Source organism: Pisciglobus halotolerans (assembly GCF_900113675.1).
GTDB lineage: Bacteria > Bacillota > Bacilli > Lactobacillales > Carnobacteriaceae > Pisciglobus > Pisciglobus halotolerans.
In genome coordinates, this window is the sequence record NZ_FOQE01000001.1 from 117,754 (window position 1) to 143,556 (window position 25,803).

A 25,803-nucleotide genomic window follows, 5' to 3' on the forward strand; every position below is an offset into this window, starting at 1 on the left:
CTCTAACCAATGGCTTCTAACGGATCAATGTTAACCACTGTCCTTACTGAGAACAACGCGCCTAAAACGGCTACTAAAACTAACAAACCAGTGATCCCAATCAAGAACAAGGGGTCTGTTTGGTAAGGAACTGCAGACGGCAAAGCGAAAGAAGTGCCGATCGTCAGCACCAACCCAATCCCAACACCGATCGCAGATAAAATAAAGGTTTGTGCGATCACGGATTTTGCAATATAACCTGAAGAGATTCCTTGTGCTTTCATTACTCCAAACATACTGGCTTTTTGCAGGGTCAAGACATAGATAAAAATACCGATCACTACCGCTGCGATGATCACTAAAAAGCCGATCATCAGTCCAAATGTCAAGACTTGAGCGTTATAACTTGGAATTTTGTTGATATAGTCTTTTATGGCATAAGGCTTTAAATCATCATTATCGATGTTGATGTCAGATAAGTCACTAGCATCGTCTCTCACAACAACAGCACTGATGCGCCCATTCTCAGAGTCATCTGCCTTTTCAAAACGGATCTCTTGATACGATGCGATCGTAGTATATAAAACAGGAGCTGTATTAAATTGAGCGTTTTCCGTAAATCCAGTGATGGTCAGCTTTTTGTCGCTTCCAGCTAGCTCAATGACGTCTCCGATCTCAACATCATCATCTTTTAAACTGCTGTCAGCTATAGCTTCGTCATCATTCGTAAACACCTCTCCTTCGATGACTTCAGGCATAATAAATTCATCTGGATCGATCCCGAAAAAAGTGACATTGATTTTAGCCGCTTCTCCTGTCGTTCCTTCTTTGCGTACGACTCCGGCTGTTTGCCCCAACAACGCTGTTTCATCAGCCGAGACTTCCTCCGCCTCTTTCAATGTCATCATCGACATATTGATATTGCTGTTCGATTCATCTGTTAACACCACAGCGTCTGCATCCCATTTGTCGACACTTGTACGATTAGCTTGTGCCAATCCATAAGCTAGTCCTGTTAAAAAATAGACTAAGTAAGAGACCAAAACCATGACACCAATGATCAAGGCAAATCTCGTTTTCTCATATTTGATTTCTTTCCATGCTAAAAACATACACCTAGCTCCTTCTATCTGCTATTTATTTTTATTTATGTAACCTGATTAATGGCTCTCATTCTATATTAAATCGGGTACGATGTAAAAGAATACGATTGGTGGCTAGACGGCATACCAATCGCGTTTTTTAAACGAGCTGATATTGATTTGCAAACTGTTGTCTTTACTCTACTACAAAGAATAAACTTTTGCGCTCAAAGTCACTTTCTCGAGACTATTCTTATTCGCATCTGCCATCCAGCATGTATGATCCCTTCTCCTCTAGATAGGCTGGCACAAAAAAAGATGTGCCTTTTATTTGCACATCTTTTTTCAGAATGATTCAAATGTAAACATAGAGCGATTGCAGCAGATAAGGTTCATGGTATTTCATAGCGAATGTTAATAGTCGTTTTTTCACTGCCTGCTCAGAAGATTGGCCCTCTTGATATTTAGCCAGCAGTCGCTCAAAAGCTTTGGCTTCTTTTTCAGTGACCTGCTGTTTCAAATGTCCCCAAACATGCTGTGCCGCATTTATTGCCTGTCCAATTTGTACTTCTGTATCCAAGGCTGCTTCAATCAAATGGTAAAATGCTTTTGCAGGATAAATTGTTTTATCTTTTAACAATGAACGAATGTGTTGATAACGTTCTGGACTATGCTCCAATACCAAGTATTTATAACGCATCCATTCTTTTTCCAAATATTTTATAGCTGGAAAAGGTCTTGTCGCATTGATACATTTAACAGCAGAGAGATTTTTATCTTTGACTTCCAGCATGATGTCAATGTCTTGGTCAGGCAAGGAGTCATAAAAATCTAAGAACGTGTCAAGGTAGATCGTAGAAGTATGTGCTCCCGCTCTTTTGTCTAGTGCTTGCTGCGAATAATGAATCTTTTGCTTGCCGTCGCCTGCTTTCCACGTTTGATTTGCTTTTGCGATCCATTCTGCATCACTTCCCTCGTCTGGCCCTGGATTGACAGCATGGTGTAAATTATCATAGATAACTGGTATCCCGATCTTCTCAGCTATCTCCAGCACATCCTGGATAGTATACAAACGGTCATCATTTTCAATAATCAATCGTCGTTGAATGGCTTGATCCAACTTTTGAAAGTTCTCCACGAAACGTTGACTTGCAGCCGGTTTATCCTCATATACTCCGCCTATATGCAGCACGATTTTATGTTCATCATTCACGCCCAAACACTCCATCACTTTATTGTGATAACGCAAATCTTCAACCGCTTTTGCAACAGTTTCTTCATTTGGCGAATTTAAAACGGTATATTGCCCTGGATGAAAGGAAACGCGCATATTACTTTCAGTGATTTTTCGACCAATACGTCCAAACTCTTCCCGAAACGTTTCCTGCCACGGCAGCTGGTTAACAGGGCTAGAACCAAATGGAATCAAATCTGAACTGATCCGGAACAAATGAATATCATTTTCAATATTGTAATCGATCATTTTTTCCAATGACATCAAATTGTGCCGCGTAATGTCATTCAATTTTTCTGCCGTAGCATTTTTCTTCGTCACACGACGCATATCTGTTTCCGGTACCCCAACCGTTAAACAAGCATATCCAATACTCATTTTCCTTATCCTTTCTCGCAACTAGCCTTAATGATTTGTCTCCCATTCTCTCACACCTTTGCTCGCTGCGTACAGAAAGAGAACTCGCAGCAGCCGAGAACTTTGGAAATTGATACTATCGGGGAACTTGGTACTATCGAGAATTTTAGACTAGCGGGGAATTGGTACAGTCAACACTGCCCTGCAGCTTTTGAAGCCATAACAAACAAGAAAAGGCAACTCTCGCTTTTCTAAATGTTTGATCTAATTAAAACTACCAAGAAAGGAATGCACCAGTGAGCATGCTTCCTAATACTTCAATAAAGCACATAATAAGTCCAACTTGTTCACAGACAAGCATCCTGTGAACAAGTGGACTCGTTTGCTATCTGAACTTGTTCACAGACAAGGATCCTATGAACAAGTGGACTCGTTTGCTGTCCGAACTTGTTCACAGACAAGCATCCTATGAACAAGTGGACTCTTTTTCTATCTGAACTTGTTCACAGACAAGCACCCTGTGAACAAGTTGACTCTTTTTCCAGCTGAACTTGTTCATAGACAGGCAACCTATGAACAAGTGGACTCTTTTGCTATCCGAACTTGTTCACAGACAAGCACCCTGTGAACAAGTTGACTCTTTTTCCAGCTGAACTTGTTCATAGACAAATGCCTTGTGATCAAGTTAGTACTAAATTGTCCAAATTTTTTTACAAAAAAAACAATATTTGCGTATTTTAACAGTGATAAATAAAAAGGAGGAATTTTATGATTTTAAAACAGCGTACGGAGCCCATTACGTATAAAATCTACGAGTCGCTGGATCATCGAATGGAGCTATCTCTAAAGGAGAAAAAGAAATACGAAAACCAACTGATTGGTTATGATGGAGAGCAGCAGTTTGATTCTTTTATGTCCCCTTATCAGGAGCCTCTTCTAGTTTTGAATGGACTAAACTTTAGTATCGAAGGTATGGATTTTCAAATTGATTCTCTTGTTATTGCGAATGGTGAGCTATATTTGTATGAAGTTAAAAACCATTCTGGTCATTACTACTACAGAGATAACGCTATTTATAATAAAGGAGGCTACCGCGTGCGCAATCCTCTTGGTCAAGCTGATCGAAGTGCAGAATTGCTATATAACTATTTGCTGAATCGAGGATATCATTTAAAAGTGCATCTGTTTGTGGTATTTATCCATCCAGACTTTATATTTAATGATCTTCCGCCTCATACGTCGTATTTGTTTCCAAATCAATTAGCTGCTCATTTCCACAATTTGTCAAATCAATCAAGAGGCTCTAACCAAAGGGACATGCAGCTTGCTCAAGAAATTCTGCAATTGCACGATGAATACTATCGTCCGAAAAATCTCCCAGTCTATCCATTTGATCAATTGGAAAAAGGCATCTTCTGTCCACAGTGTTTTTCAAAAGCACACACAGATTCAAGACAAAACCGTTGTTGTCCTACATGCGGGTATATTGAATCTATTAAGAGCGCAATTAAGCGAAACATTGAAGAATACCGCTTTCTTTTTCCGAATAGTCCTTTAACAACCAACGTGATTTATGAATGGTGTGGTCAAATATATTCGCGAAGACGTATTTATCTCGTTCTGAAAGAAAACTTTCAAAGCCATTTAAAAGGACCTTGTAGATATTATACTTGAGGTTTATCTTGATAAATGAGGCCCATTGGAAGTCAACTTGTTCACAGACAAACTTCCTATGAACAAGTTGGCTCTTTTTTTTATTTGAACTTGATCACAGACAAGCGTCCTATGAACAAGTGAACTCTTTTTCTATCCGAACTTGATCACAGACAAGCGTCCTATGAACAAGTGAACTCTTTTTCTATCCGAACTTGATCACAGACAAGTCTCCTATGAACAAGTGAACTCTTTTTCTATCCGAACTTGTTCACAGACAAACTTCCTATGAACAAGTGGACTCTTTTTCTATCTGAACTTGATCACAGACAAGTCCCCTGTGATCAAGTGAACTCTTTTTCTATCCGAACTTGTTCACAGACAAACCTCCTATGAACAAGTTGGCTCTTTTGCTATCTAAGCTTGATCACAGACAAGTCCCCTGTGAACACAGTTGACTCCTTTTCTATTTGAACTTGATCACAGACGAATATCCTATGAACAAGTTGGCTCTTTTACTCTCTGTACTTGGTCATAGGCAATGATTTTACGACCTATTTTCAATGAATATCTCTTTCAAAGGGCTTGAGTTAAGCAAACAAGTTTTCTGATTTGCTTGAATATATTGTACAATGAACTAAAGACAATCAAAGGAGCTTAATTATGCCGCGAAAGAAAAAATTTACTGTTGAAGATCTTTATCATCAAACTCACTTACTGCTGATGAAAGTAGGTTATGATCAATTTACTTTTAGTCTGCTGGCTGATGAGTTGTCCGTTTCCAGAGCAGCTATTTACAAATACTATTCTAATAAAGATGTTTTGATCAGTGATTATTTAACTTTTGAAATGAAAAAGTTGTTAGAAGAATTTGATCAAATGGAGTGGTCATCAGACAGAGAAGAACATTTCAACCAATTGTTTGAATTGATCTTCAATTACAGCGATGTTCATCAACTTTCAAATGTTTTTACTCAAAAAATGAAGATGAAACATGAAAAAATCCAATTTAAGGAAAATATTTCAAAAGAACTGCATGAACGCTTTTTTGGCCACATTCAATCCTTTATTTTATCGTGCCAAGAAACAGGTTTTATCAAAAAAGAATTACCGGCTAATCTGTTGATCAATATGATTTTTCATAGTGTGATGATCAACACTTCATCCGATTTAACGCAAAAGGAACGAGCTGGTTATATTCGCGAAATTCTTGCGCATGGGATGTTCCAAAAATAAAAGTGACACAAAAGAAACTTTTAAAGTGACACTAGTGTAAATTTAGTGTATAATCCTTTTTGTAAACAAATTCAGCAAGAAAAGAGAGGGATTAGATTGTTTTTAGCACTAAAGGAACTCATTCATTCTAAAGGACGATTTATCATGATCGGCCTCATTATTGTTTTAATTTCTTGGCTTGTTTTTATTCTATCCGGATTGGGCACTGGTCTATCTGACTTGGCTGCAGGGACATTAAAACGAGCGGAGGCAAATGCAGTGGTTTTTGAAGAAGGTGCAGATATGAGCATATCAAAATCGATGCTTTCTGAATCGATCTCAGATGACTTGCTTCGGCAAAAAGGCGTTTCAGATACAGCGCCTATCAGTACCTTTTCTACATCTATCCGCAAAAGTGGTACAAGCGAAGAAAGTGGCAAGAAAACAGATGCTATTTTGATTGGGATCGAGCCAGGATCTTTCATTGAGCCCACTTCTACAGAAGGAAAAAATTTAACAGACGATGCTGCTGATCAAGTCCTTGTCGATTCTTCTTTAAAGAATGACGGGTTTGCGATTGGTGACACTTTAGCATTAAGTGGTTCAACAGAGAAATTGACGATCGGCGGGTTCACAGACCATCAAACCTTGAACCACCAGCCAGCTATTTTCGTCAATTTAGACCAATTTAGAACGATTCGTTATGCCGCTCCAGGTTCTGATAACGGCATAGAAGATATCGTAAACGGTATTTTGGTTCAAGGAAAAGATGTAGATCTTAATGAACTGACGAAAGCAGATGAACATATCGAGGCTGGCTCAAAAAAAGCAGCCGTCAACGCTGTTCCAGGGTACTCAGCCGAAAATGCAACGATCACAATGATGCTTTGGTTTTTAATGATCATCTCCGCCTTTATTCTAGGCGTCTTCTTTTATGTTTTAACCAACCAAAAGACCCAACAGTTTGGTGTTTTGAAAGCAATCGGCGGCAGTAACGGGTTCATTATCCGTTCAGTTATTTCTCAAGTTTTTGTTTTATCTTTGATCAGTGTACTGATCGGAATTGGGTTAACGTATCTAACGACCCTCTTTCTACCCGAAGCCATGCCTTTCCATTTAGAAGTGCCAATGGTCATGATTTACAGCATCGTGCTGTTGTTGATCAGTCTCATCAGCTCGCTGTTCTCAGTTGTGAAAATCGCTAAAATCGATCCATTGACAGCTTTAGGGAGGGTAGAATAATGACAGGAATTCAATTAAAGAATGTAACCAAACGCTATCAGGAAAATGAATTTGAAACGATTGCTTTGAATGATGTATCGTTGACTATTGAAGCTGGCGAGTTTGTGGCGATCATTGGTCCATCCGGTTCCGGAAAAAGCACCTTTTTATCGATTGCCGGCGCTCTGCTCCAAGCAACTGAAGGTGAAGTCTTTATCAATGAACAGAACATCACTCATTTGAATGAAAAAGAGTTGTCTGCCGTTCGCTTAAAACAAATCGGCTTTATCTTACAGACTTCTAACTTGATCCCGTATTTGACCGCCTTAGATCAACTGCTAGTCGTTAAAAGAATGAATGGATCCGTCACAAAAGAAGACAAAATTTTTGCAACGGAGTTATTGAATGACTTGGGGTTAGAGAAAAAGCGCAACAAGTTTCCAAATGAATGTTCAGGCGGCGAACGTCAGCGCATCGCTATCGCGCGAGCTTTTATGAATGACCCGGCGATTATCCTTGCTGATGAACCAACAGCCAGCTTAGATACCAACCGCGCTCATGAAGTCGTCAAATTAATGGCAAATGAGGTCAAAGCGCGTCAAAAAGCAGCCGTTATGGTCACACATGATGAACGAATGTTGGACTATTGCGACCGCGTTTACCGTATTGAAGATGGGATTCTAAAAGAGGAAACCAATCTTATTTAAAGATCTGGCTCCTTTTTTACCCCAACCAATTTGATAAAAACGGTTCTTCTCTGAGTATTTTTATTGGGAAGAATCGTTTTTTTCTGCTTTTCGGCTTTACAATAAAAAGTTTTCTGTTATGTTAGAGAATAGAGGCTTAAACATTACACATGAAAGGTGGTATCGCCGTGGAACCTGACAGTAGGCCCAAAAAAAATAGGAAACAAGAAACCATGGCAGCCATCGTTTCTCTGCTTTCCTGATTGACTAGGAGGAAAAGAGCATGTGGAATACAAACGAAATTATCGACTTGATCGATACAAAACACTTTACGCAATTAAAGGAAATCATTAAAGACAAAAATCCAGCTGATATTGCAGAATTAATGGATGAACTAGACGTCATCAATGCCGTCATCGTCTTTCGTCTTTTGCCAAAAGAGATAGCAGTAGAAGTTTTTTCTCTCTTCTCTGAAAAAAAGCAACAGGCATTCCTATCTCATTTAACAACAAACGAATTGGATTATATTTTAGATAAGCTTTACTTTGATGACTTGATCGATCTGTTAGATGATATGCCGGCTGAGCTTGTAAAAAAGCTGCTGGAACGTACAAGCAAAGATAAACGAACGCTGATCAACCAATTTTTAAACTATCCAAAAGACTCGGCCGGCAGTCTAATGATGATCGAGTTTATCAGTCTGAAAAAAGGCATGCTTGTAAAAGAAGCACTGAGACATGTTAAACAACATGCCTTGCATAAAAAAAACCATCTATACGCTCTATGTGACAAGTACACATGAAAAATTTGTCGGTGTCCTTTCGTTGCGAGAACTATTCAGCGCACCTGAAGAAGCAACCATTGAAGAGGTCATGCATACTGATCTTGTTTCCGTCAATGTACAAGAAGACCAAGAACAAGCAGCCCAAAAGTTTAAAAAGTATGACTTTATTGCATTGCCTGTGGTCGACACCAAAGACCGCTTAGTCGGAATCATCACTGTCGATGATATCATCGACGTTATAGAACTCGAAACAACTGAAGACTTTCAACGAATGGCAGCGGTCGGTTCTTCAGAAGAAAGTTATATGGATGCTTCCATTTTTTCTCTCGTTAAAAATAGAATTGGTTGGCTATTGATCTTAATGGTCTCTGCCACTTTCACAGGCGGGATCATTGGTCGTTTTGAGCATACCCTTCAATCTATCGCAGCTTTGAATATGTTTATTCCCATGCTGATGGATACGGGCGGAAACGCCGGTAATCAAAGCTCTACTCTTATTACACGAGGTTTAGCAACTGGCGACATTCACACTGGAGATTTTTTGAAAGTCCTTTTTAAAGGATTTTCGATCAGTATCATAGCTGGCATCATTCTTTCTATTGTTTCATTTATTAAACTGATGACTATTGAAAAAGTAGGCTTTATGATTGCGATGATCGTTTCACTCACTTTGATTTTTACTGTGATGATGGCGAAATTAGTCGGCGGTATGCTGCCGATCATTGCTCAAAAGATGAAAATGGATCCTGCTGTGATGTCAGGTCCGCTGATCACAACTGTTGTTGATGCATTAAGCTTGTTTATCTACTTTACGATTGCCAATGCTTTGCTTGGCCTTTAAACAGATGCCCAATTAGACTGAATCCTTCCATGCCTGCTGCATAAAGGAAAGCGGGATTGTTGATAAGGTTTACAGTTCCTTTTTTTAAGATAGCTGCAACTTGTTAGATCAAATTGCATAACTGCAGAATCTATGGTTCAGTAAACATCATTTAGGAGTAGAATATTTTTTGAGAGGAGCATGGTCCCATGTCTCCTCTCTTCTTTATTTTAGGGGATTAATTGAATCATTTGCCAAAAGAAAAGTGACGTGTAAAGATAGACGAAAGAATATTTAAACGAACAGCAAGGAGGATACTGAAAATGACCAATTTAAATGAACACGCACAAACCATTGAAAAAGCAACGTTTGGCATGGGCTGTTTCTGGGGACCGGACACCTTGTTTGGCAGTTTGCCAGGAGTGATCCAAACGGAAGTCGGCTTTGCAGGAGGCACATCAAAAGCTCCAACCTACCGCAACATTGGAGATCACACTGAATCAATCGACATCACTTTTGATCCTGCCCTTCTTTCTTATGAAGATCTTTTGCGTTTGTTTTGGCAAAACCATGATGCAACAAAAGACCGCTTTTACAAAGAACGTCAATACATTTCACTGCTGCTTTACCGAAATCATACGCAAAACGAGCAAGCTGAAAAAATCAAAGCGGAACAAGAACAGCTTTTAGGAAAAGAGCTTCAGACTGAGTTTCAACCTTACAACATCTTTTATCCAGCAGAAGACTACCATCAAAAGTATTTCTTGCGGCGCTTCAAACAAGCGACGAAAACAATTCAACAACTTTTTCCAGATGAAGCAGCTTTTATCCATTCAACCATTGCAGCGCGTTTGAACGGATTTGTACGAGAACGCACAACTTTAAAAGAAATCAAAGAAGAAATCCATCATTGGGGCTTGCCTGAAGAACAGCGCGTATTGTTGGAACAAACGCTCACTGATCTTCGTTGGTAACCTACTTTGAAAAGAAATGAGCGATAGCGATGTATTTTCAGTATGATCAAGAAGTCATAGATGCATTATCTGCAAAAGACCCTATTTTAGGCGCTGCGATTGCTAAAATCGGTCCAGTCAAACGCAAAGTCACGCCAGATTTATTTGAGTCATTGATCAAAAGTATCGTAGGTCAGCAGATTTCTACCAAAGCCCAAGAAACGATTTGGGCACGCATGCTCGATACTTTGGGAACCATCGCACCCGAAAAGTTGCTTTCTTTGAAAGACGATGAAATCCAATCTTTTGGTTTGTCCTATCGAAAAGTGACCTATATAAAGGGTGCAGCAGAAGCCATTGTTACCGGCAAACTAAATTTAAGCGAATTGGACCATTTGCCAGATGAAGCCGTTATTCAAAAACTGTCAGAACTGAAAGGCATCGGCAAATGGACTGCTGAAATGCTGCTGACTTTTTCAATGCAGCGTCCTGACATTCTGAGCTGGGATGATTTAGCGATCCATCGCGGTCTTCGTATGCTATACCATCATCGCCGCGTGACAAAAAAGCTGTTCAATAAGTATAAGCGCCGCTATTCTCCTTACGCTAGTGTGGCCAGTCTTTATCTTTGGGCTATCGCAGGCGGTGCCATTCCTGAAATGAAAGACTATGCACCTTTGACAGAAGCAGAAAAAGCAAGGCGAAAAAAAACTAGACGAGCTGCCCAAAAGCAAAACAAAAGCCGCGACAAGCTTTAAAACCAGAATGACGTAGAAAAACAATGTTAAGTGAGGCTTTATGGCACACTCAAACACATTGCAGCTCTTGAGTATCGGATAAACAGCCTCTTATGGCACACTCAAACGCATTGCAGCTCTTGAGTATCGGATAAACGACCTCTTATGGCACACTCAAACGCATTACAGCTCTTGAGTATCGGATATACGACCTCTTATGGCACACTCAAACGCATTGCAGCTCTTGAGTATGAGATAAACAGCCTTTTATGGCACACTCAAACACATTGCAGCTCTTGAGTATGAGATAAACAGCCTTTTATGGCACACTCAAACGCATTGCAGCTCTTGAGTATCGGGTAAACGTCCTTTTATGGCACACTCAAATGCTTTTCTACTCTCGAGTATGGGATAACAAATCTTCATCACTTGTGGTATTGTCTCCTAAAATGGATAGGCTGTTTTTTTGCTTCTTCTATCCCTTTTCGTGAAGTGAATCTAACAAATTTTAGGAGCTCACAGTTTCTTTAAGCTCAATTTTAAACTCTTTTTTAAAAATAAAGCAGTCTAATCATTCGAGATTATTTAAACAAAAGCACACACCCTTTTTATATGAAGATGCGCGCTTTTTTTTATTTAAGCTGTTCCTGTTCGCCTTTAAACGTCCTAGGAAAGCAACTGTTTGCGGTTATTAAAGTAGCTCTTATAAGCCATATAGCTTGAAATCATTGTTGAAAATCCAGTGGTAGCAATCAACATAAACATGACAACGATTTGATAGCGGATCGCTGCTGTTGGGTCCACACCCGCGAACATCAAACCAGACATCATTCCTGGCAAGCTAACAAGGCCGACAGTCTTAGTCCGGTCCACACTTGGAGCCATAGCTGATTTGATACTGTCGCGAATTATGGCGGTGGAAGCTTGATTGACATCCGCTCCTAAAGCCAAACGTTCTAAGACTTGCTGGCGCTGATCTTTAAATTTGCTGTTCATCGTACGATACCCTACGCCAATCGCTGTCATGGCATTGCTGGCGATCATCCCAGTGATAGGAACAATTTGCGAAGGTGTCCACATCAAAGCGCCCGACACAAACAACACTGCTAACGAAATCAGCGTCCCAACTCCGATCGCAATCAGCGAGATCCGGAAAGCATGTTGGATGCCTTCTGCTCTTTTGGCCGCATTGTATGCTGCATTAAAGATAATAAATAAAACCATCGCCAGTGTTACGATAGTGTTGTCTAATTTGAAGATATAACTCAATAGATATCCAATCACAAATAATTGCACAACGGCTCTAACAGCTGCTATAAAAATATCTTTTCCTAATCCTAGTTGCTCTTTATAGTCTACGATCAATGCAATGATGATCAGCACACTTGATAAAATTAAAGAGGTATTCGTAATTTCCAAGTTATTCATCTGTTTACTCCTTTACTTGACCGTCAACGATGTCGATCTTGCGGTTTGCTTCAGTGATTTCTTCCGTGTTATGCGTTACCCACAGAATGGTTACACCTTTTTCTTTATTCAACTTTCGGATCGTTTTGCCGATGGCTTTGCGGTTCTCTGCATCCAGCGCACTCGTTACTTCGTCCAATAATAGCACTTCCGGCAAAAACAACACATTTCTGATCAATGCGATCCGTTGTTTCTCGCCTCCTGACAAAGAAGTGACCTTCTTATCCAAATAATCTGCAGACAAGCCTACACTTCCCAACGCTTCTATCGCTCGATCCTTGTCAAACGTTTCTTTTCTGATTTCATAAGGAAAAGCTAAGTTCTCTGTTACTGTCTCACCAAAAAGATTAGCTGTCTGAAAACAATACGATACCTCTTTGCGGTAAGCGGTTGGTTCGTACGTATTGATACTTTTTCCTTTATACAACATATCCCCGCTTGTTGGTGAAATCATTGATGCGACTAACTGCAGCAAGGTGCTTTTTCCACTTCCAGAAGGACCCGTGATCGTCACAAACTCTCCTTTTGAAATAGACAAGTCAATGTCTTTTAAAATCGTCTTTCCCTCAATCTCCAGCCCCAGTTTCTGAGCTTGTAAAATTGCAGTTTCCATAATATTCTCTTCCTTTCTAACATCCATTGTTCATTATATGATCGATATTTTATTATTCTTTACACTATTTCTAATTTACATGACTTTTCAAACCGTTGCAATCTCTTGTTAGGTTTATTTAATACCTGCTGAGTCACAGACCATGCAGATATGCAAACTGATTTGAACGTTTGTGGCGATGTCTAAAAAAGTAACAGAAAACATTATCAGAAATATGTGTCTCCTTTATTCAGTAGACATCAAGTAAACAAAAAAATAAAAACTCATTAATGAAGAAAAAAGTTTTTCATAAAAATAAAATAAAGCAAAGTAAGAGTTTTCATCAAACTCTTCTTTGCTTTATTTGTTTCATCTTTTTTAGCCGATCTACAAAACAAATTTTTGTACAAAACCATTTAGTGTTTCTGCGAGTCTGGCAAGTTGTCCCGAACTTGCAGCAACTTCTTCCATGGTGCTATGTGTTTGTTGTGCTGTAGCAGAAGTTTGCTCTATTCCTGCTGAAGATTCTTCTGCAGCAGCAGCGATGTCTTGAATCGATTCATTCATACCCTGACTATTCGCTGTTATTTCAGTGAGGTCTTCTGAAACTTTTCTTATATTTTCTTTTACCTCATTAACCAACTGGCTAATGTGTTGGAATGTCTTGCCTGTCGTTTCAATTTGTCCTGTTCCTTTTTTAACTTCTTTATAACCGCTTAACAAAGATTCTGTCACGATAGACGAGTCTTTTTGAATATCCGTTACAATCTTGGTGATGTCAGTTACAGAATCAGCTACTTGTTCAGCAAGCTTACGGACTTCATCTGCTACCACTGCAAATCCTTTTCCTTGTTCACCGGCTCTTGCTGCTTCAATCGCTGCATTCAACGCCAATAGATTGGTTTGATCTGCAATATCCTTAATGACCGTGATCAACTTAGAGATTTCTTGAGACTGCTTATCCAAGTTTTGAACTTTTTGGAAAGCATCTTGAACAATCTGATCGATCTCTTCCATTTGACTAGTAGAAGCTGTCATTAACTGACTGCCCTCTTTTGTTATGTGCCAGACCTTTTCAGAAGATTGATAAATATTTTTGCCATATTCATTTGCCTCTTGAACTTTTTCATCAAAGGCAACCATAGCTAAAGACAAATCACTTGAGCTGTGAGCTTGCGTTTCAGAACCAGAAGCTAGTTCTTGCATCGTCGCTGCAATTTGCTCTGTTCCTTTTTTCACTTCAACAGCTGATTGTGTTAGTTCTTCACTATGATGATTAACCGTTTCAGATACTCCTTGAATATTCTGCAGCAATTCTTTCATATTTTGGCTCATTGCGTTGGTAGCTTCTACCAGCTGGTTGATTTCGTTGCTTGATTTTGTTTGTAATGCCTCTTGGCTTAAATCCCCGTTAGAGATATCGTTCATGCGCTTCATAACCGCTTGGATAGGATTTGTGATTCTTCTTGCGGTCACTAGAGAAATAATCACAGCAAAAATCAATACTAAGCTTACAGTAATAGCGATTGGCATAAAGATGATGCTTGCTTTTTTTTGAAATTCTTTTTTATCTACCGTGCCTCCAATAAGCCAATGTGTTGTGGGATTTTTAGCAAAGCCCATGACTTTTTCATTTCCTTCAAATTGGTATGTTACAATCCCATGGTCCTCACCATTTTTAATTTTTTTATAGTAATCTTCCTTCGTTTGGTCTTTTCCAATATAAGCTTTGTTGGGATGCGTGATGTACTTGCCCGTATCATCCAACATAAATGCATATCCGGTTTCGCCTATTTTCACCCTATCAATCATATCAGTCAAGGTTCCAATAAGGATATCCGCTGCCATGACCCCAGATAGCTTATCTCCATTAAAATAGGCCTTTGAAGCTGTAACGACTATTTCTCCTGTTCCAGTGTCTTCATAAGGCTCTGTCCAAACAACTTCTCCATTTGCTGCAACAGCATGTTGATACCAGGGTCTTTCTTTAGGGTTGTAATCTTCGCCATTATCGGCTGAGGGATAATCGACCATATCTTTATTCTCTGTACCAGTATAAATAAAAGCAATCGAGGGTGTTGTTTCTTGTGTCTCTTTTAGCATCTGCATCAGTTTATCTTTGTCTTCTGGATGATAATCTGTCAGTAGGGCACTTGCTGAAAAACGATCCAATACGTTACTGATATTTGAAAAAAACAACTCAAATGATTGATTCATCGTGATCATTTCGCTTTCCACATTTTTAGAAAGCTCATTAGTGGTGTTGTTTACACTGAAATAATAACTTACGAAAGAAATAATCCCTGCAGCTAAAACAATCAGAATCAAAAAGGGAATGAGTATCTTACTTTGTAAAGAATGAGCAGCAGGTGCTGTTCTTTTAACTTTCTTGCTGGATAGTTGATGTTTTATAGCGATATCCATGTATTTTTATCCTTTCTCATAGGCTTTTATTTTTTGACAATTCCATTTTTACTGTTATAAGGCAGTGATATCATTCACATTTATTTAGACAAAGTTATGCCCTTTCTCCTCTCTATTCCCCTTATCGGAAAAAATAACAAAACTTTAAGAACCTCTTTCTCTTTTTTATAGCCCTGAAAAGAAAAGGTTAAACCCTATATTATAATGACCTTGGCTGAATCTCTTCAAAAAACTCATTGCCGTTATTTTTCCCACAACGCTTTTTGACCTTTCTTCTAGAATGTGTTATGCTGACTTAAAATTTTATCTTGCTGGGGTTCTACTGTCACCGGACAAAGAATCCTTTAAGGCACTATTTACTTTTGTCGTTAGGTCTTGGACAAAAGAGGTAGTGTTCTTTTATTTTGAAAGGAGCAAAGCTATGTCATCAATGAATCTTTTAGATCAACCGCTGCATAAGTCTTTTATTCATTATGTTTCTTTGAGCTTATTTAGTATGTTTGGTTTATCTTTATATATTTTAGCGGACACTTTTTTTGTTGCCAATGGTGTTGGTCAAGACGGTTTGACTGCTTTGAATGTAGTCATTCCCATTTACAATGTACTAAATGGCATCGGCTTGATGTTGGGTTTAGGTGGTGCTACCCGATACGCTATTTCACATGGCGAACAGCAAGCGGAAAAAGGAAATCAAATTTTTACAGCTACCTTTTTTATAGGGACCATCATTGGAATAGGAATAACGATCGTGGGTATGTTGTTTGCCAAGCCATTACTGACATTCTTAGGTGCAAGCGGTGAAATTCTTCCATTGGCTACCGATTACTTCAGTTTGATTCTTTTCTTCTCAGTCTTTTTTATCGTCAATGATATCGTTGTCTGCTTTGTACGCAACGATGGCAACCCAAATCTATCAATGGCGGGTATGCTGATTGGCAGTTTAGCGAACATTGTTTTAGATTATTTGTTTATTTTCCCTTTACAAATGGGCATGAAAGGAGCTGCCTTAGCGACTGTCACTTCCCCCATGATTAGTTTGTTAATCTTGACTTTGCATAAGCGTTCCTCCACGAGAAAACTATCTTTTGTTCGATTCAAATGGAAAAAAGAAGATATCTTCTCTACTTTTTCTTTAGGATTTCCTTCTTTTATTACCGAATTTTCTTCAGGACTGGTCATTTTCCTATTCAATAAAGTGATCCTCACGCTTGTAGGCAATATCGGTGTGGCTGCTTATGGCATCATTGCTAATATTTCACTTGTTTGCGTAGCGATATTTACAGGGATTGGACAAGGAATCCAACCTCTAGCCAGTATCAACTTTGGCGCTCGAAGACAAGACAACATTTCGAAATTGATGATTTACGGGTTTTCGCTGACTTTACTGATTGGTCTATTGTTTTATAGTATAGGGCTTCTCTATGCTGACCCTATTATTCAATGGTTTAACAGCGAAGGCAGTGCTCAACTCGCTGCTATAACTAAAAAAGGGATTCATCTGTATTTCATCGCCTTTCTATTTATGGGTATCAACATTGTGTCCATTGCTTTCTTTTCAGCAGTAGCAAAACCAAGACAGTCCTTCATTCTTTCTCTTTTAAGAGGATTGGTATTGATCATACCATTGCTTTTATTATTCTCTTCTTTGTTTGAACTGACTGGCGTTTGGTTGACGATACCGTTCACGGAAGTTTTGACTTTAGTACTAACACTATTCTTTTTAAAACGCTACTTTGAAACGCCCAAAAATCATCAATTAAAATAACGGATCAAAGCGCAGGCCGATTTTCACATCAGGCAGGCGCTTTTTCCTTTTTCAAAAATTTCTAGTGATGAAGTCAGAATCAATTTAACGTTCAAGTTGATGCGATCGGATGCTCATAACTGAGAAGAAATCAATTAAACACTCGTTTAGCCGTTAGTTGGCCTCTTTTTATTTGTTATCCTTGTTTCTTGTGAAATTCATTTCATTAATAACCCAAATATCAGTATAACGGCGTTTATTCTCTTACATAAAAGTGTTAAGATTAAGATAGAAACATCACAAGTGAAAGGGATGGATAAATATGAGCAACTTGTTAAAGCAAAATCGTCCCATGATCGCTACGATCACTAGCGGACTTTTGATTTTGCTAGGGATCCTGCTTTCTTACCTGCAATTTTTCTCAGCTTCTGTTGTGATCTACTTGCTGTCTTTTTTGATTGGTGGTTTTTATCAGGCAAAAGAAGGTTTCATTGATACTTTCACAAATAAGCATCTAAACGTAGATATCTTAATGGTGTTAGCTGCGGTGGGGGCTTCTCTTATTGGTTATTGGATGGAAGGCGCGTTGTTGATTTTTATTTTTTCTCTTAGCGGCTCGCTTGAAGTTTACGCCACCAATAAAAGTAAAAGCGCAATTGCTGATTTGATGCGGTTGACACCAGAAACTGCTCAGCTGATCCAACCCGATCACTCTACTGTAACGGTTGGTTTGGATCAAGTAGCGATCGGCGATCAATTACTTGTTCCGAAAGGGTCTGCCATTCCTATTGATGGCGTTTTAACTTCTGCCACTGCTTTGATCGACGAGGCAGCGATTACGGGAGAAGCCATTCCAGTTGAAAAAAACGAAAAAGCTGAACTGATCGGTGGAACCCTTAATTTAGGGGAAGCCTTTTCCATGCAAGTTACAAAAGATCAATCGCATACCCTTTTTGCCAAAATCGTCCGTTTGGTCGAAGAAGCGCAAAGCGTGCCTTCAAAAACAGCCACTTTCCTTGAAAAAATCGAAAATACTTATGTAAAAGCCGTGCTTATTTTTGTACCTGTTATGATTGCTGTTTTCTACTTTCTTTTCCACTGGTCATTTGAAGAAGCTTTTTATCGCGGCATGGTTTTGCTGACGGTCGCCTCACCTTGCGCACTGGTGGCTTCGGCTACTCCGGCTGCTTTATCGGCTATTTCCAATGCCGCAAAAAAAGGCATGTTGTTCAAAGGCGGTTCTTATATGGAAAACTTTGGCGAATTAGATGCCATTGCCTTTGATAAGACGGGCACACTCACAGAAGGAAAACCCTACATCACAGACAGTTTTTTCAAAGATCAAACTGAAAAAGAACAGATCCTAGCTCATCTCGTCGCGATTGAAAAGCATTCTACCCATCCCCTTGCAGAAGCAGTGGTAACGGCGTTTAAAGACCAGCTATCAGCTTCTGTTCATCCTGATCATTTGGAAGACAAGACAGGTTTTGGTTTAATCGGCACCTTTGGCCACAGCAGCTGGTATGTTGGGAAAAAAAGCTTTGTTCTGAAAGACAATGAAACAGCTTTTTCAAAACAAGCCGAACAGCTTCAAAAAGAGGGAAAAACAGTCATTTATGTCAGCCGTGATCAAGAAGTGCTTGCCTATTTTGGCTTGATGGATCAGCCAAAAGAAGGAGCGAAAGAAATGATTCAATTCTTTAAACAACAAGGTGTTCGAACGATTTTGATCACAGGCGATCAGGAAGCTACTGGCCAAACGATCGGTACGGCTCTAGGAATCGATGAAATTTATGCCAACACATTGCCAGATGAAAAAGCTGAATTGATTTTATCCTTACAAGAAAAGTACGGGATCGTTGCAATGGTAGGCGACGGCGTCAATGATGCGCCAGCTTTGGCAAATGCTTCGATTGGTGTTGCCATGGGAGCAGGAACGGACATCGCCATGGAATCAGCTGATGTCGTTCTTGTACAAAATGATTTAGATCAACTGACCTTTAGTTATCAATTATCCAAGCAACTAAAAAACATTACTTTTCAAAATATCGTTTTCTCTATCAGCGTCATCCTGCTGCTGATCATCAGCAATATCTTCCAAGTGATCACGCTGCCTCTAGGCGTAATCGGTCACGAAGGCAGTACCATTTTAGTAATTTTGAATGGTTTGCGGCTGCTTTCTTCCAAAAAAGGACTAAGAAGAGCTTAAAAATAGGCCTTCATTGTTGAGATTGAAGTGTTATAAAAAAGTTTGCAACTCGCATCACGTATAATAAAAAAGCAGCTGCAAAAACAGAGGGTTTCTCTGCCTTGCAACTGCTCTTTTAGTCTTTTCATTTAGCCGACTACTTCATAGGGTGTATCAGCTAATGCTTCTTTAAAGGCTGAAGTTGGAATGTCTTTTTCACTTTCCACAATAGCTTGTTGATTTTCCAAGTCAATCACTGCGCGTTCTACACCAGAAACAGCTTCAAATTTCTTAGAGACGGTATTTGCGCATCCTTCACATTTCATTCCTGCGATTTTCATTTCTTTTTTCATTCTTCATTCTCTCCTTTTATTATTTTCTATCAGAAGAAGTTATTTTTTTGATAACGTCTTCTTCCTTCTTCTCTTTATGCTTCATCATAACTTGCCTTGCAATTACATTGCCCTGGTGTACATTTACAAGAAACTTCTGTCACCGCTTCTTGTTTCTTTTGTTGCAATACTTTTTCTAGTAGCCCCACATCATCGAAACTCAGCTCAGCTTCTTCTAAAAGGTAGGCAAGCGTCTTCCCTGCTTTTTTATTGCAAATATGTTCAAAAAAGGCGGAAGACTTCTCTTCTACACTTTCTTCTTCACTAACTGCTGCTTGGTACAAATACTTGTTGCCTTCTGGTTTTGCTTGTAACATCCCTTTTTCAACGAGACGTCCGATCAGCGTTTTTATTGTTGCTGGTTTCCAATTCATTTTGCTTTCTAAAATGGCAATGATTTCTCGACTCGTTGTCTGTTTATTTGTCCATACGACTCGCATGACTTCCCACTCTGCATCAGAGATGGTTGCACGTTCTTTTGTTTTCATTTCTTTACCTCCGATTCTCATAGAAATTTACGTTTGTAAATTCTTCATTTATCTATAGTTTACATTTGTAGTCGTGTTTTGTCAAGTCTTCTTCTTGTAAAATTTATTCAAAAAGTAGACTTTTTCTTTGTTCAAGGTCCTTTTTATAGTAAACTTAAAAAAACCGTTTTAACGAATAGGAGGGGAAAATATTGAATCACACGGCACTAAAATTTTCAACATACCAACAGATTGAAGGCGAACGGATCTTATTGCGTCCTGTTAAACTAGCAGATGCAGAGGATATGTTTGAATATGCTTCAAATGAAGAAACAACGCGCTTTGTTTTCGAAGCGCACAAAAATTTGGAAGAGACAAAAGAATCGATCGCTTCTTTCTTTTTAAAAAGTCCTTTTGGAAAGTACGCCATCGTTTTGAAACAAACCAATAAAATGATCGGCACGATTGACTTGCGCACAGAAGAAGAACATAAAAAAGGAGAATTAGGTTACACGCTTCATCAAAATTATCAAGGCCACGGCTACATGACAGAAGCTGGCTACCTTATTTTGGATTTTGGTTTTCAAATTCTAGAGTTAGAACGCATTGCTGCTTTCCATGATGCTCGAAATCCTGCTTCTGGAAAAGTTATGCAACGATTAGGAATGAAATATGAAGGAACACTTAGAAAAAACCGTGTGCATAAAGGCCAATCTGTTGACGATATTTGTTATGCTATTTTGAAAGAAGAGTACAAAAAAAGATTTGATTCAATTACTAAAAAAATGTGAATTTCTCTACATTTTGATTGTTAGTAATTATTTGAAAGCGATACCTTTAACTGGTAAACTAGAAGTGAACTATTATAATATACAGGAGGTTTTATCATGGAAGCGAGTCAAAGAAAAAAAAGATTCAAAATGCCATCATCTTATACTGTATTATTTCTCATCATTCTCGTTATCGCTATTCTTACTTGGTTTGTTCCAGCTGGGGATTATAATGTAGACGATGCAGGAAATATTATCTCAGGTACTTATCATACCGTTGAACAGCATCCTCAAGGTTTGTGGGATGTCTTTATGGCGCCTGTCAAAGGAATGATCGGAACCGATACGACGCAAGGGGCGATCGAAGTATCTCTTTTCATTTTGATCGTTGGGGGATTTTTAGGCGTAGTCAACCGAACAGGGGCATTAGATACGGGGATCGCTCAAGTCGTTAGCAACTACAAAGGAAAAGAGAAATTACTCATTCCGATTCTCATGCTGATTTTTGCTTTAGGCGGAACGTCTTATGGAATGGCGGAAGAAACGGTTGCCTTTTATCCGTTGATCATTCCAGTGATGGTGGCGGTAGGATTTGATACACTTGTCGCTGTATCTGTGGTCCTTTTGGGAGCTGGGGTAGGGGTGCTGGCTTCTACCGTTAACCCATTTGCTACAGGCGTTGCTTCTCAAGCTTTAGGACTCAGCTTAGGGGACGGGATTCTCTGGCGTGCGATTTTCTTCGTTGTGATGTATGTGATCGCAGTTTTATATGTTTACCGTTACGCTGTGAAAGTTGAAAAAGATCCTAAAAACTCATTGATCTATGAAGATTTTGAAGCCAACCGCAAAAAGTTTGCGGTATCTGGGAACAAAGAAACAATGACTGGTCGTCAAAAAGTTGTCATGGTGCTTTTCGGACTTTCTTTCTTCATTATGATCCTCAGCTTAATTCCATGGTCTACATTGAATGAAAATTGGACGTTCTTTGAAACGCTAAACAATTGGTTGATGGGATTACCTGTTGTTGGTACTGTACTTGGTCAACAAATGGTTGCGCTTGGTAACTGGTACTTTATGGAGATCACCATGCTCTTCCTATTAATGGCGATCGTGATCGGCCTTTACTACCGTATTCCTGAAGAAGAGATCGTCTCTTCTTTCATTGAAGGTGCTGCAGAGTTGCTTGGCGTAGCCTTGATCGTAGCCTTAGCTCGTGGTATTCAAGTTGTCATGAACGAAGGAATGATCACAGCAACGATCTTGCACTTAGGCGAACAAAATCTATCTTCATTATCGCCTGTATTATTCTCCATTTTGACTTATATTTTCTATATTCCAATGTCCTTCCTTATCCCTTCTACGTCGGGCTTAGCCTCTGCTACAATGGGGATCATGGGACCTTTAGGATCATTTGCAGATGTTCCGCAACATGTTGTTGTTACTGCCTATCAATCTGCAAGCGGGATCGTCAATTTGATCACACCAACATCAGGGGTTGTCATGGGGGCTTTAGCTATTGCCGGTATCGAATTGACAACATGGTGGAAATTTACAGCTAAACTGCTCGTCATCATCTTCATCGCTTCATGTGTCATTTTAGGAGTGGCAGCTGTTATTGGCTAACAAGATAACAATATGATGTTTAGTATGCTCTGTGTAGCGCTCATACTAAAAAAATTTGAAATTTCATCATAAATAGTAAAAGGAGTTGGATAGATTCCAACTCCTTTTTAGTCTTCTGAATAATGTCTAAAAAATGCAATATCTTTAAATGTAAATAATTTATGTTGATGATCTAATTTGCCCATTTCTTTTAACTGACGAATTTTATTTCCCACTGTTTCTCTTGAACAACCACTGATTGTTGCAACTTCGCAAATGGTGATAGGGTAAGGCACCTTTATCTCTGCGTTGTTTTCTGGTTCCCCTAATTCATCCATCAACAGAGACAAGGACTTGATCACCCTGCTGCTTCCACTAGAAACCACCAGAAACTGAATTCGTTCTTCATGTTCTTTTAAAATTGTAGATAACCGTTTATAAAAATAAAGCAATTGCTTAGCATTATTTGCGAGTAATTCTTCAAACAATTCTGCAGAAAAGTAATAGAGTTCAATATCTGTCAGTGCATATGCGGAATAATGGTAAACGTCGTCAGAAAAAAGTTCCCCATACGGAAATAGTTTATCTTTTTTTACATAGCTCGTATACATGTAGACGGCACTTTGATCATAGCGTTCCAACTTAACCAGTCCATCGATAAGATAGAAAACTTTATCCCGCTTATCACCTTCGTCAAATAATACTTGCCCTTTTTTGTATTTCCGTAGACGCATACTTTTTTTCAGTCGTCTAAACTCTTCTGCTGTAAAATCAGCAAACACGCGTTTATTTCTCAATTCTTCTTTATTTCTGCTTTTCTCATGAGCTGTGACCATTTACAATCACCTACCGACTTTCTTTCCCTATTTTCTTACTCGTTCATTATAGCACAAAAGCGCAAAGGAAAGGATTCTGCCTTTGCTTTGCGCTCTAAATTGTTTTAGTTTCTGTTCAATAAACGTTTTTACAATTAAGCTTTATCTGCTGTAATGATCGTTCCGCCTTCTTCTGTCAAAACACCTTGGATATTTTCTAGTGACGTGATGATCGCTTTCCCTTCAGGATAACCTTCAACAAATTGAATCGCTGCCTCTACTTTTGGTAACATGCTGCCGGCTGCGAATTGATCTTCTTTGATGTATTGCTTCATTTCGCTGACTGAAACAGTTTCCAGTTTCTTTTGATCTGGTTTGTTGTAGTTGACATATACATTATCAACTCCTGTTAAAACAACAAGTAAGTCTGCTTTTACTAACTCTGCTAGTTTTTGAGAAGCAAAATCTTTATCGATCACAGCTTCTACACCTTCGACTTGGCCATTTCTTTGAACAACTGGAATGCCGCCGCCGCCAACTGTAACAGTGATCACTCCAGCTTCAACCAACTGATCGATCACTTTATGTTCTTTGATGCTTACTGGTTTTGGTGATGGAACAACTTTACGCCAACCGCGACCTGCATCTTCTTTAAAGACAGCATCTGACTGTTGCATCTCTTTTTCTGCTTCTTCTTGAGTTAAGAATGGTCCGATCGGCTTACTTGGATTTTTAAAAGCTGCATCGTTTTCATCTACAACTACTTGAGTGACAAGTGAGACAACTTCTTTATCCAGCTGACGGTCAGAAAGAACTTGATCCATTGCGTTTTGCAACCAATAGCCAATACTACCTTGTGTCATTGCTACACAAGTGTCTAGCGGCATAGCTGGATTTTTTTCACTATTTGCAGCTTCTTGTTGTAATAACAAGTTTCCCACTTGAGGTCCGTTTCCATGAGAAATGATAATGTCATCGCCATTTTCGATAAATTTTACAAGGTATTCTGCTGTACTTTTTAGTGCATCTTGTTGAGCTTGAGCACTTGCATCTGTTGAAAGGATCGCATTGCCGCCTAAAGCCACTACAATTTTTCTGTTTTTCATTTCCATCACATTCCTTTATAAGTTATTAATATCAATCGTGCCATTTGCAATTTGAATAATCGCTAAGATAAAGAGTGCAACAATGATACCTGCTACTGCCCATTCTGCTTTAGTAAAGAGTTTTTCTTTATTTTCCTTTTGCACCCATGCGTAAATAATGATTCCCGGAGCATATAACAGCATCGTCAATAGTAAATAATCGATTCCGCCTGCATAAATCAGCCAAATGGCATAAATACTAGCGACGACTCCAATGATGATATTTTGGTTTCTTTTTTTCGTTTCTTTTGGTTCCATTAAAGACAGTTTCAACTGATAAAAAGCTGTAAATGCATAAGGAATCAAAATAGCTGATGAAGCAAGTGAGAAAACAAAGTGATAAGCTTTATCATTGATTAAAAATGTAAATAAAAATAGCTGGATCAATGCATTGGTAAAAATCAAAGAGTTCACAGGAGCTTTATTCTTGTTTTCCTTTGCAAAGAACTTCGGAAAAGAACCTTGTTTAGCGGCTTGGTAAGGTAATTCCGCTGCAAACATCGTCCATGCTAACCAGGCACCTGAAACGGAAATAATCACACCAATGTTGATCAAGATCGCGCCCCATTTTCCGACAACACTTTCTAATAAATAGGCCATTGCCGGTTGCGGCAAGTCAGCTAATTCCGGTCTTGTCATGACGGCCATAGATAAAACAGTGGTTAATAAATAGATTGAAATCACTGTGATCAAACCGATGATCGTCGCTTTTCCAACATCCGATTTCCGTTCAGCACGACCTGAAAAAACAACTGCTCCTTCAATACCGATGAATACCCAAACGGTAACCAGCATTGTTCCTTGGACTTGGCTCATGACATCGCCAAAGTTGAAACTACCTGAAACAGTTCCCCAAAAATCGGCTGTAAAAACATCTAATTTAAAGGCAACGATCATGGTGACAAAGAAGATCGCTAATGGAATCAACTTTGCAGCGGTGACCAAAGTGTTAATAAAAGAAGCTGTTTCAATTCCTTTTAGAATCAATGCATGTACTAGCCACAACATAACCGAAGCACCGATAACAGAAGCTAAATTTTGCCCATTACCAAAGATAGGGAAAAAGTAACCGATCGAACTAAATAAAAGCGTTCCGTAAGCAACATTTCCTAGAAAGGCTGAGAGCCAATATCCCCAGGCCGAGTTGAATCCCATATATTTGCCGAAGCCTTCTTGTGCGTAACTAAATATTCCTGCATCTAAATCTGGACGTTTAGCAGATAAGTTTTGAAAACTAAAAGCTAAAAAGCCCATTCCCAGTCCAGTAACGACTCATCCAATAATAACCGGACCAAGAGAAGCCTGAGAAGCCATATCCGTCATTAAATTGAAAATGCCGCCGCCAATAATCGACCCTACAACGAGGGCAACTAAGGGAGTTAATCCTAATTTTTTCTCTTCCATCATTTTCCTCCTCAATTATGCTCGTTTTTGATTTAAAAAAGGGCCATGAAAAGTTTCATAGCCCCTCGTCTT

The 25,803-nt window shown here is 39.1% G+C and carries 21 protein-coding genes and 1 pseudogene; 12 read left to right on the forward strand and 10 right to left on the reverse strand.

Annotation, left to right across the window (positions count from 1 at the left end; all coding sequences use genetic code 11):
* Positions 1-2: 2 nt before the first annotated feature.
* Entirely contained in the window at positions 3-1,091 is a 1,089-nt protein-coding gene (locus BM057_RS00550; protein ID WP_092090745.1) for an ABC transporter permease, read from the reverse strand.
* 325 nt (positions 1,092-1,416) lie between these two features.
* On the reverse strand, positions 1,417-2,673 hold the full coding sequence (gene uvsE / locus BM057_RS00555; protein WP_092090746.1) for a UV DNA damage repair endonuclease UvsE: 1,257 nt from the start codon (positions 2,671-2,673) through the stop codon (positions 1,417-1,419).
* A 747-nt stretch (positions 2,674-3,420) separates the two neighbouring features.
* On the opposite strand from uvsE, the gene BM057_RS00560 reads away from it, so the two are divergent.
* From BM057_RS00560 to BM057_RS00590, 8 genes are all read left to right on the forward strand, one after another.
* Positions 3,421-4,326: a nuclease-related domain-containing protein gene (locus BM057_RS00560; RefSeq protein WP_052181905.1), complete on the forward strand. Its 906-nt coding sequence runs from the start codon at positions 3,421-3,423 to the stop codon at positions 4,324-4,326.
* Positions 4,327-4,968: 642 nt separating this feature from the next.
* Complete coding sequence (locus BM057_RS00565; RefSeq protein WP_092090747.1) at positions 4,969-5,541, forward strand: TetR/AcrR family transcriptional regulator; 573 nt, start codon at positions 4,969-4,971, stop codon at positions 5,539-5,541.
* A gap of 96 nt (positions 5,542-5,637) precedes the next feature.
* Entirely contained in the window at positions 5,638-6,762 is a 1,125-nt protein-coding gene (locus BM057_RS00570; protein WP_092090748.1) for an ABC transporter permease, read from the forward strand.
* Entirely contained in the window at positions 6,762-7,448 is a 687-nt protein-coding gene (locus BM057_RS00575) for an ABC transporter ATP-binding protein (protein WP_092090749.1), read from the forward strand. Before BM057_RS00570 ends, BM057_RS00575 begins: the two co-directional genes overlap by 1 nt.
* Before the next feature lie 262 nt (positions 7,449-7,710).
* Complete coding sequence (locus BM057_RS11810) at positions 7,711-8,229, forward strand: magnesium transporter MgtE N-terminal domain-containing protein (RefSeq protein ID WP_218147423.1); 519 nt, start codon at positions 7,711-7,713, stop codon at positions 8,227-8,229.
* Entirely contained in the window at positions 8,165-9,052 is an 888-nt protein-coding gene (mgtE, locus tag BM057_RS00580; RefSeq protein WP_218147424.1) for a magnesium transporter, read from the forward strand. Before BM057_RS11810 ends, mgtE begins: the two co-directional genes overlap by 65 nt.
* A 302-nt stretch (positions 9,053-9,354) precedes the next feature.
* The gene (gene msrA, locus BM057_RS00585; protein WP_092090750.1) at positions 9,355-10,005 is read left to right on the forward strand and encodes a peptide-methionine (S)-S-oxide reductase MsrA; all 651 of its coding nucleotides are present in this window, start codon (positions 9,355-9,357) and stop codon (positions 10,003-10,005) included.
* A gap of 29 nt (positions 10,006-10,034) precedes the next feature.
* Positions 10,035-10,742: a DNA-3-methyladenine glycosylase family protein gene (locus tag BM057_RS00590; protein ID WP_092090751.1), complete on the forward strand. Its 708-nt coding sequence runs from the start codon at positions 10,035-10,037 to the stop codon at positions 10,740-10,742.
* Positions 10,743-11,387: 645 nt separating this feature from the next.
* Here BM057_RS00590 and BM057_RS00595 read toward each other — a convergent pair.
* The 3 genes from BM057_RS00595 to BM057_RS11500 form a co-directional block, all read right to left on the reverse strand.
* Positions 11,388-12,149, reverse strand: a complete 762-nt coding sequence (locus BM057_RS00595) for an ABC transporter permease (RefSeq protein WP_092090752.1) — start codon at positions 12,147-12,149, stop codon at positions 11,388-11,390.
* Between the two features lie 4 nt (positions 12,150-12,153).
* A complete protein-coding gene (locus tag BM057_RS00600) occupies positions 12,154-12,801 on the reverse strand; it encodes an ABC transporter ATP-binding protein (RefSeq protein WP_092090753.1) in 648 nt (215 codons plus the stop codon).
* A gap of 366 nt (positions 12,802-13,167) precedes the next feature.
* The gene (locus BM057_RS11500) at positions 13,168-15,204 is read right to left on the reverse strand and encodes a methyl-accepting chemotaxis protein (protein ID WP_143074455.1); all 2,037 of its coding nucleotides are present in this window, start codon (positions 15,202-15,204) and stop codon (positions 13,168-13,170) included.
* Positions 15,205-15,625: 421 nt separating this feature from the next.
* Here BM057_RS11500 and BM057_RS00610 point away from each other — a divergent pair, with 421 nt between their 5' ends.
* Both BM057_RS00610 and BM057_RS00615 read left to right on the forward strand, forming a co-directional pair.
* On the forward strand, positions 15,626-16,969 hold the full coding sequence (locus tag BM057_RS00610; protein ID WP_218147425.1) for an MATE family efflux transporter: 1,344 nt from the start codon (positions 15,626-15,628) through the stop codon (positions 16,967-16,969).
* A 301-nt stretch (positions 16,970-17,270) separates the two neighbouring features.
* Positions 17,271-19,157 (forward strand): heavy metal translocating P-type ATPase, encoded by a 1,887-nt coding sequence (locus BM057_RS00615; RefSeq protein WP_092090754.1) that lies wholly within the window; start codon positions 17,271-17,273, stop codon positions 19,155-19,157.
* 128 nt (positions 19,158-19,285) lie between these two features.
* Here BM057_RS00615 and BM057_RS00620 read toward each other — a convergent pair whose 3' ends face one another.
* Together BM057_RS00620 and BM057_RS00625 are read right to left on the reverse strand one after the other, a co-directional pair.
* Positions 19,286-19,489 carry a heavy-metal-associated domain-containing protein gene (locus BM057_RS00620; RefSeq protein ID WP_092090755.1) on the reverse strand — a complete coding sequence of 68 codons (204 nt, stop codon included), beginning with the start codon at positions 19,487-19,489 and terminating at the stop codon, positions 19,286-19,288.
* Positions 19,490-19,563: 74 nt separating this feature from the next.
* Positions 19,564-20,016, reverse strand: coding sequence for a CopY/TcrY family copper transport repressor (locus BM057_RS00625; RefSeq protein ID WP_092090756.1), 453 nt, complete (start codon positions 20,014-20,016; stop codon positions 19,564-19,566).
* A gap of 191 nt (positions 20,017-20,207) precedes the next feature.
* Here BM057_RS00625 and BM057_RS00630 point away from each other — a divergent pair, with 191 nt between their 5' ends.
* Together BM057_RS00630 and BM057_RS00635 are read left to right on the forward strand one after the other, a co-directional pair.
* Complete coding sequence (locus BM057_RS00630; RefSeq protein ID WP_092090757.1) at positions 20,208-20,786, forward strand: GNAT family N-acetyltransferase; 579 nt, start codon at positions 20,208-20,210, stop codon at positions 20,784-20,786.
* A gap of 96 nt (positions 20,787-20,882) precedes the next feature.
* Entirely contained in the window at positions 20,883-22,388 is a 1,506-nt protein-coding gene (locus tag BM057_RS00635; protein WP_092090758.1) for a YfcC family protein, read from the forward strand.
* A 107-nt stretch (positions 22,389-22,495) separates the two neighbouring features.
* Here the strand turns inward: BM057_RS00635 and BM057_RS00640 are convergent, their stop codons facing one another.
* The 3 genes and pseudogenes from BM057_RS00640 to arcD form a co-directional block, all read right to left on the reverse strand.
* Entirely contained in the window at positions 22,496-23,203 is a 708-nt protein-coding gene (locus BM057_RS00640; RefSeq protein WP_092090759.1) for a Crp/Fnr family transcriptional regulator, read from the reverse strand.
* 134 nt (positions 23,204-23,337) lie between these two features.
* Positions 23,338-24,288 carry a carbamate kinase gene (gene arcC, locus BM057_RS00645; RefSeq protein WP_092090760.1) on the reverse strand — a complete coding sequence of 317 codons (951 nt, stop codon included), beginning with the start codon at positions 24,286-24,288 and terminating at the stop codon, positions 23,338-23,340.
* 15 nt (positions 24,289-24,303) lie between these two features.
* A pseudogene (arcD, locus tag BM057_RS00650) lies at positions 24,304-25,734 on the reverse strand (arginine-ornithine antiporter).
* Between the last annotated feature and the right edge of the window lie 69 nt (positions 25,735-25,803).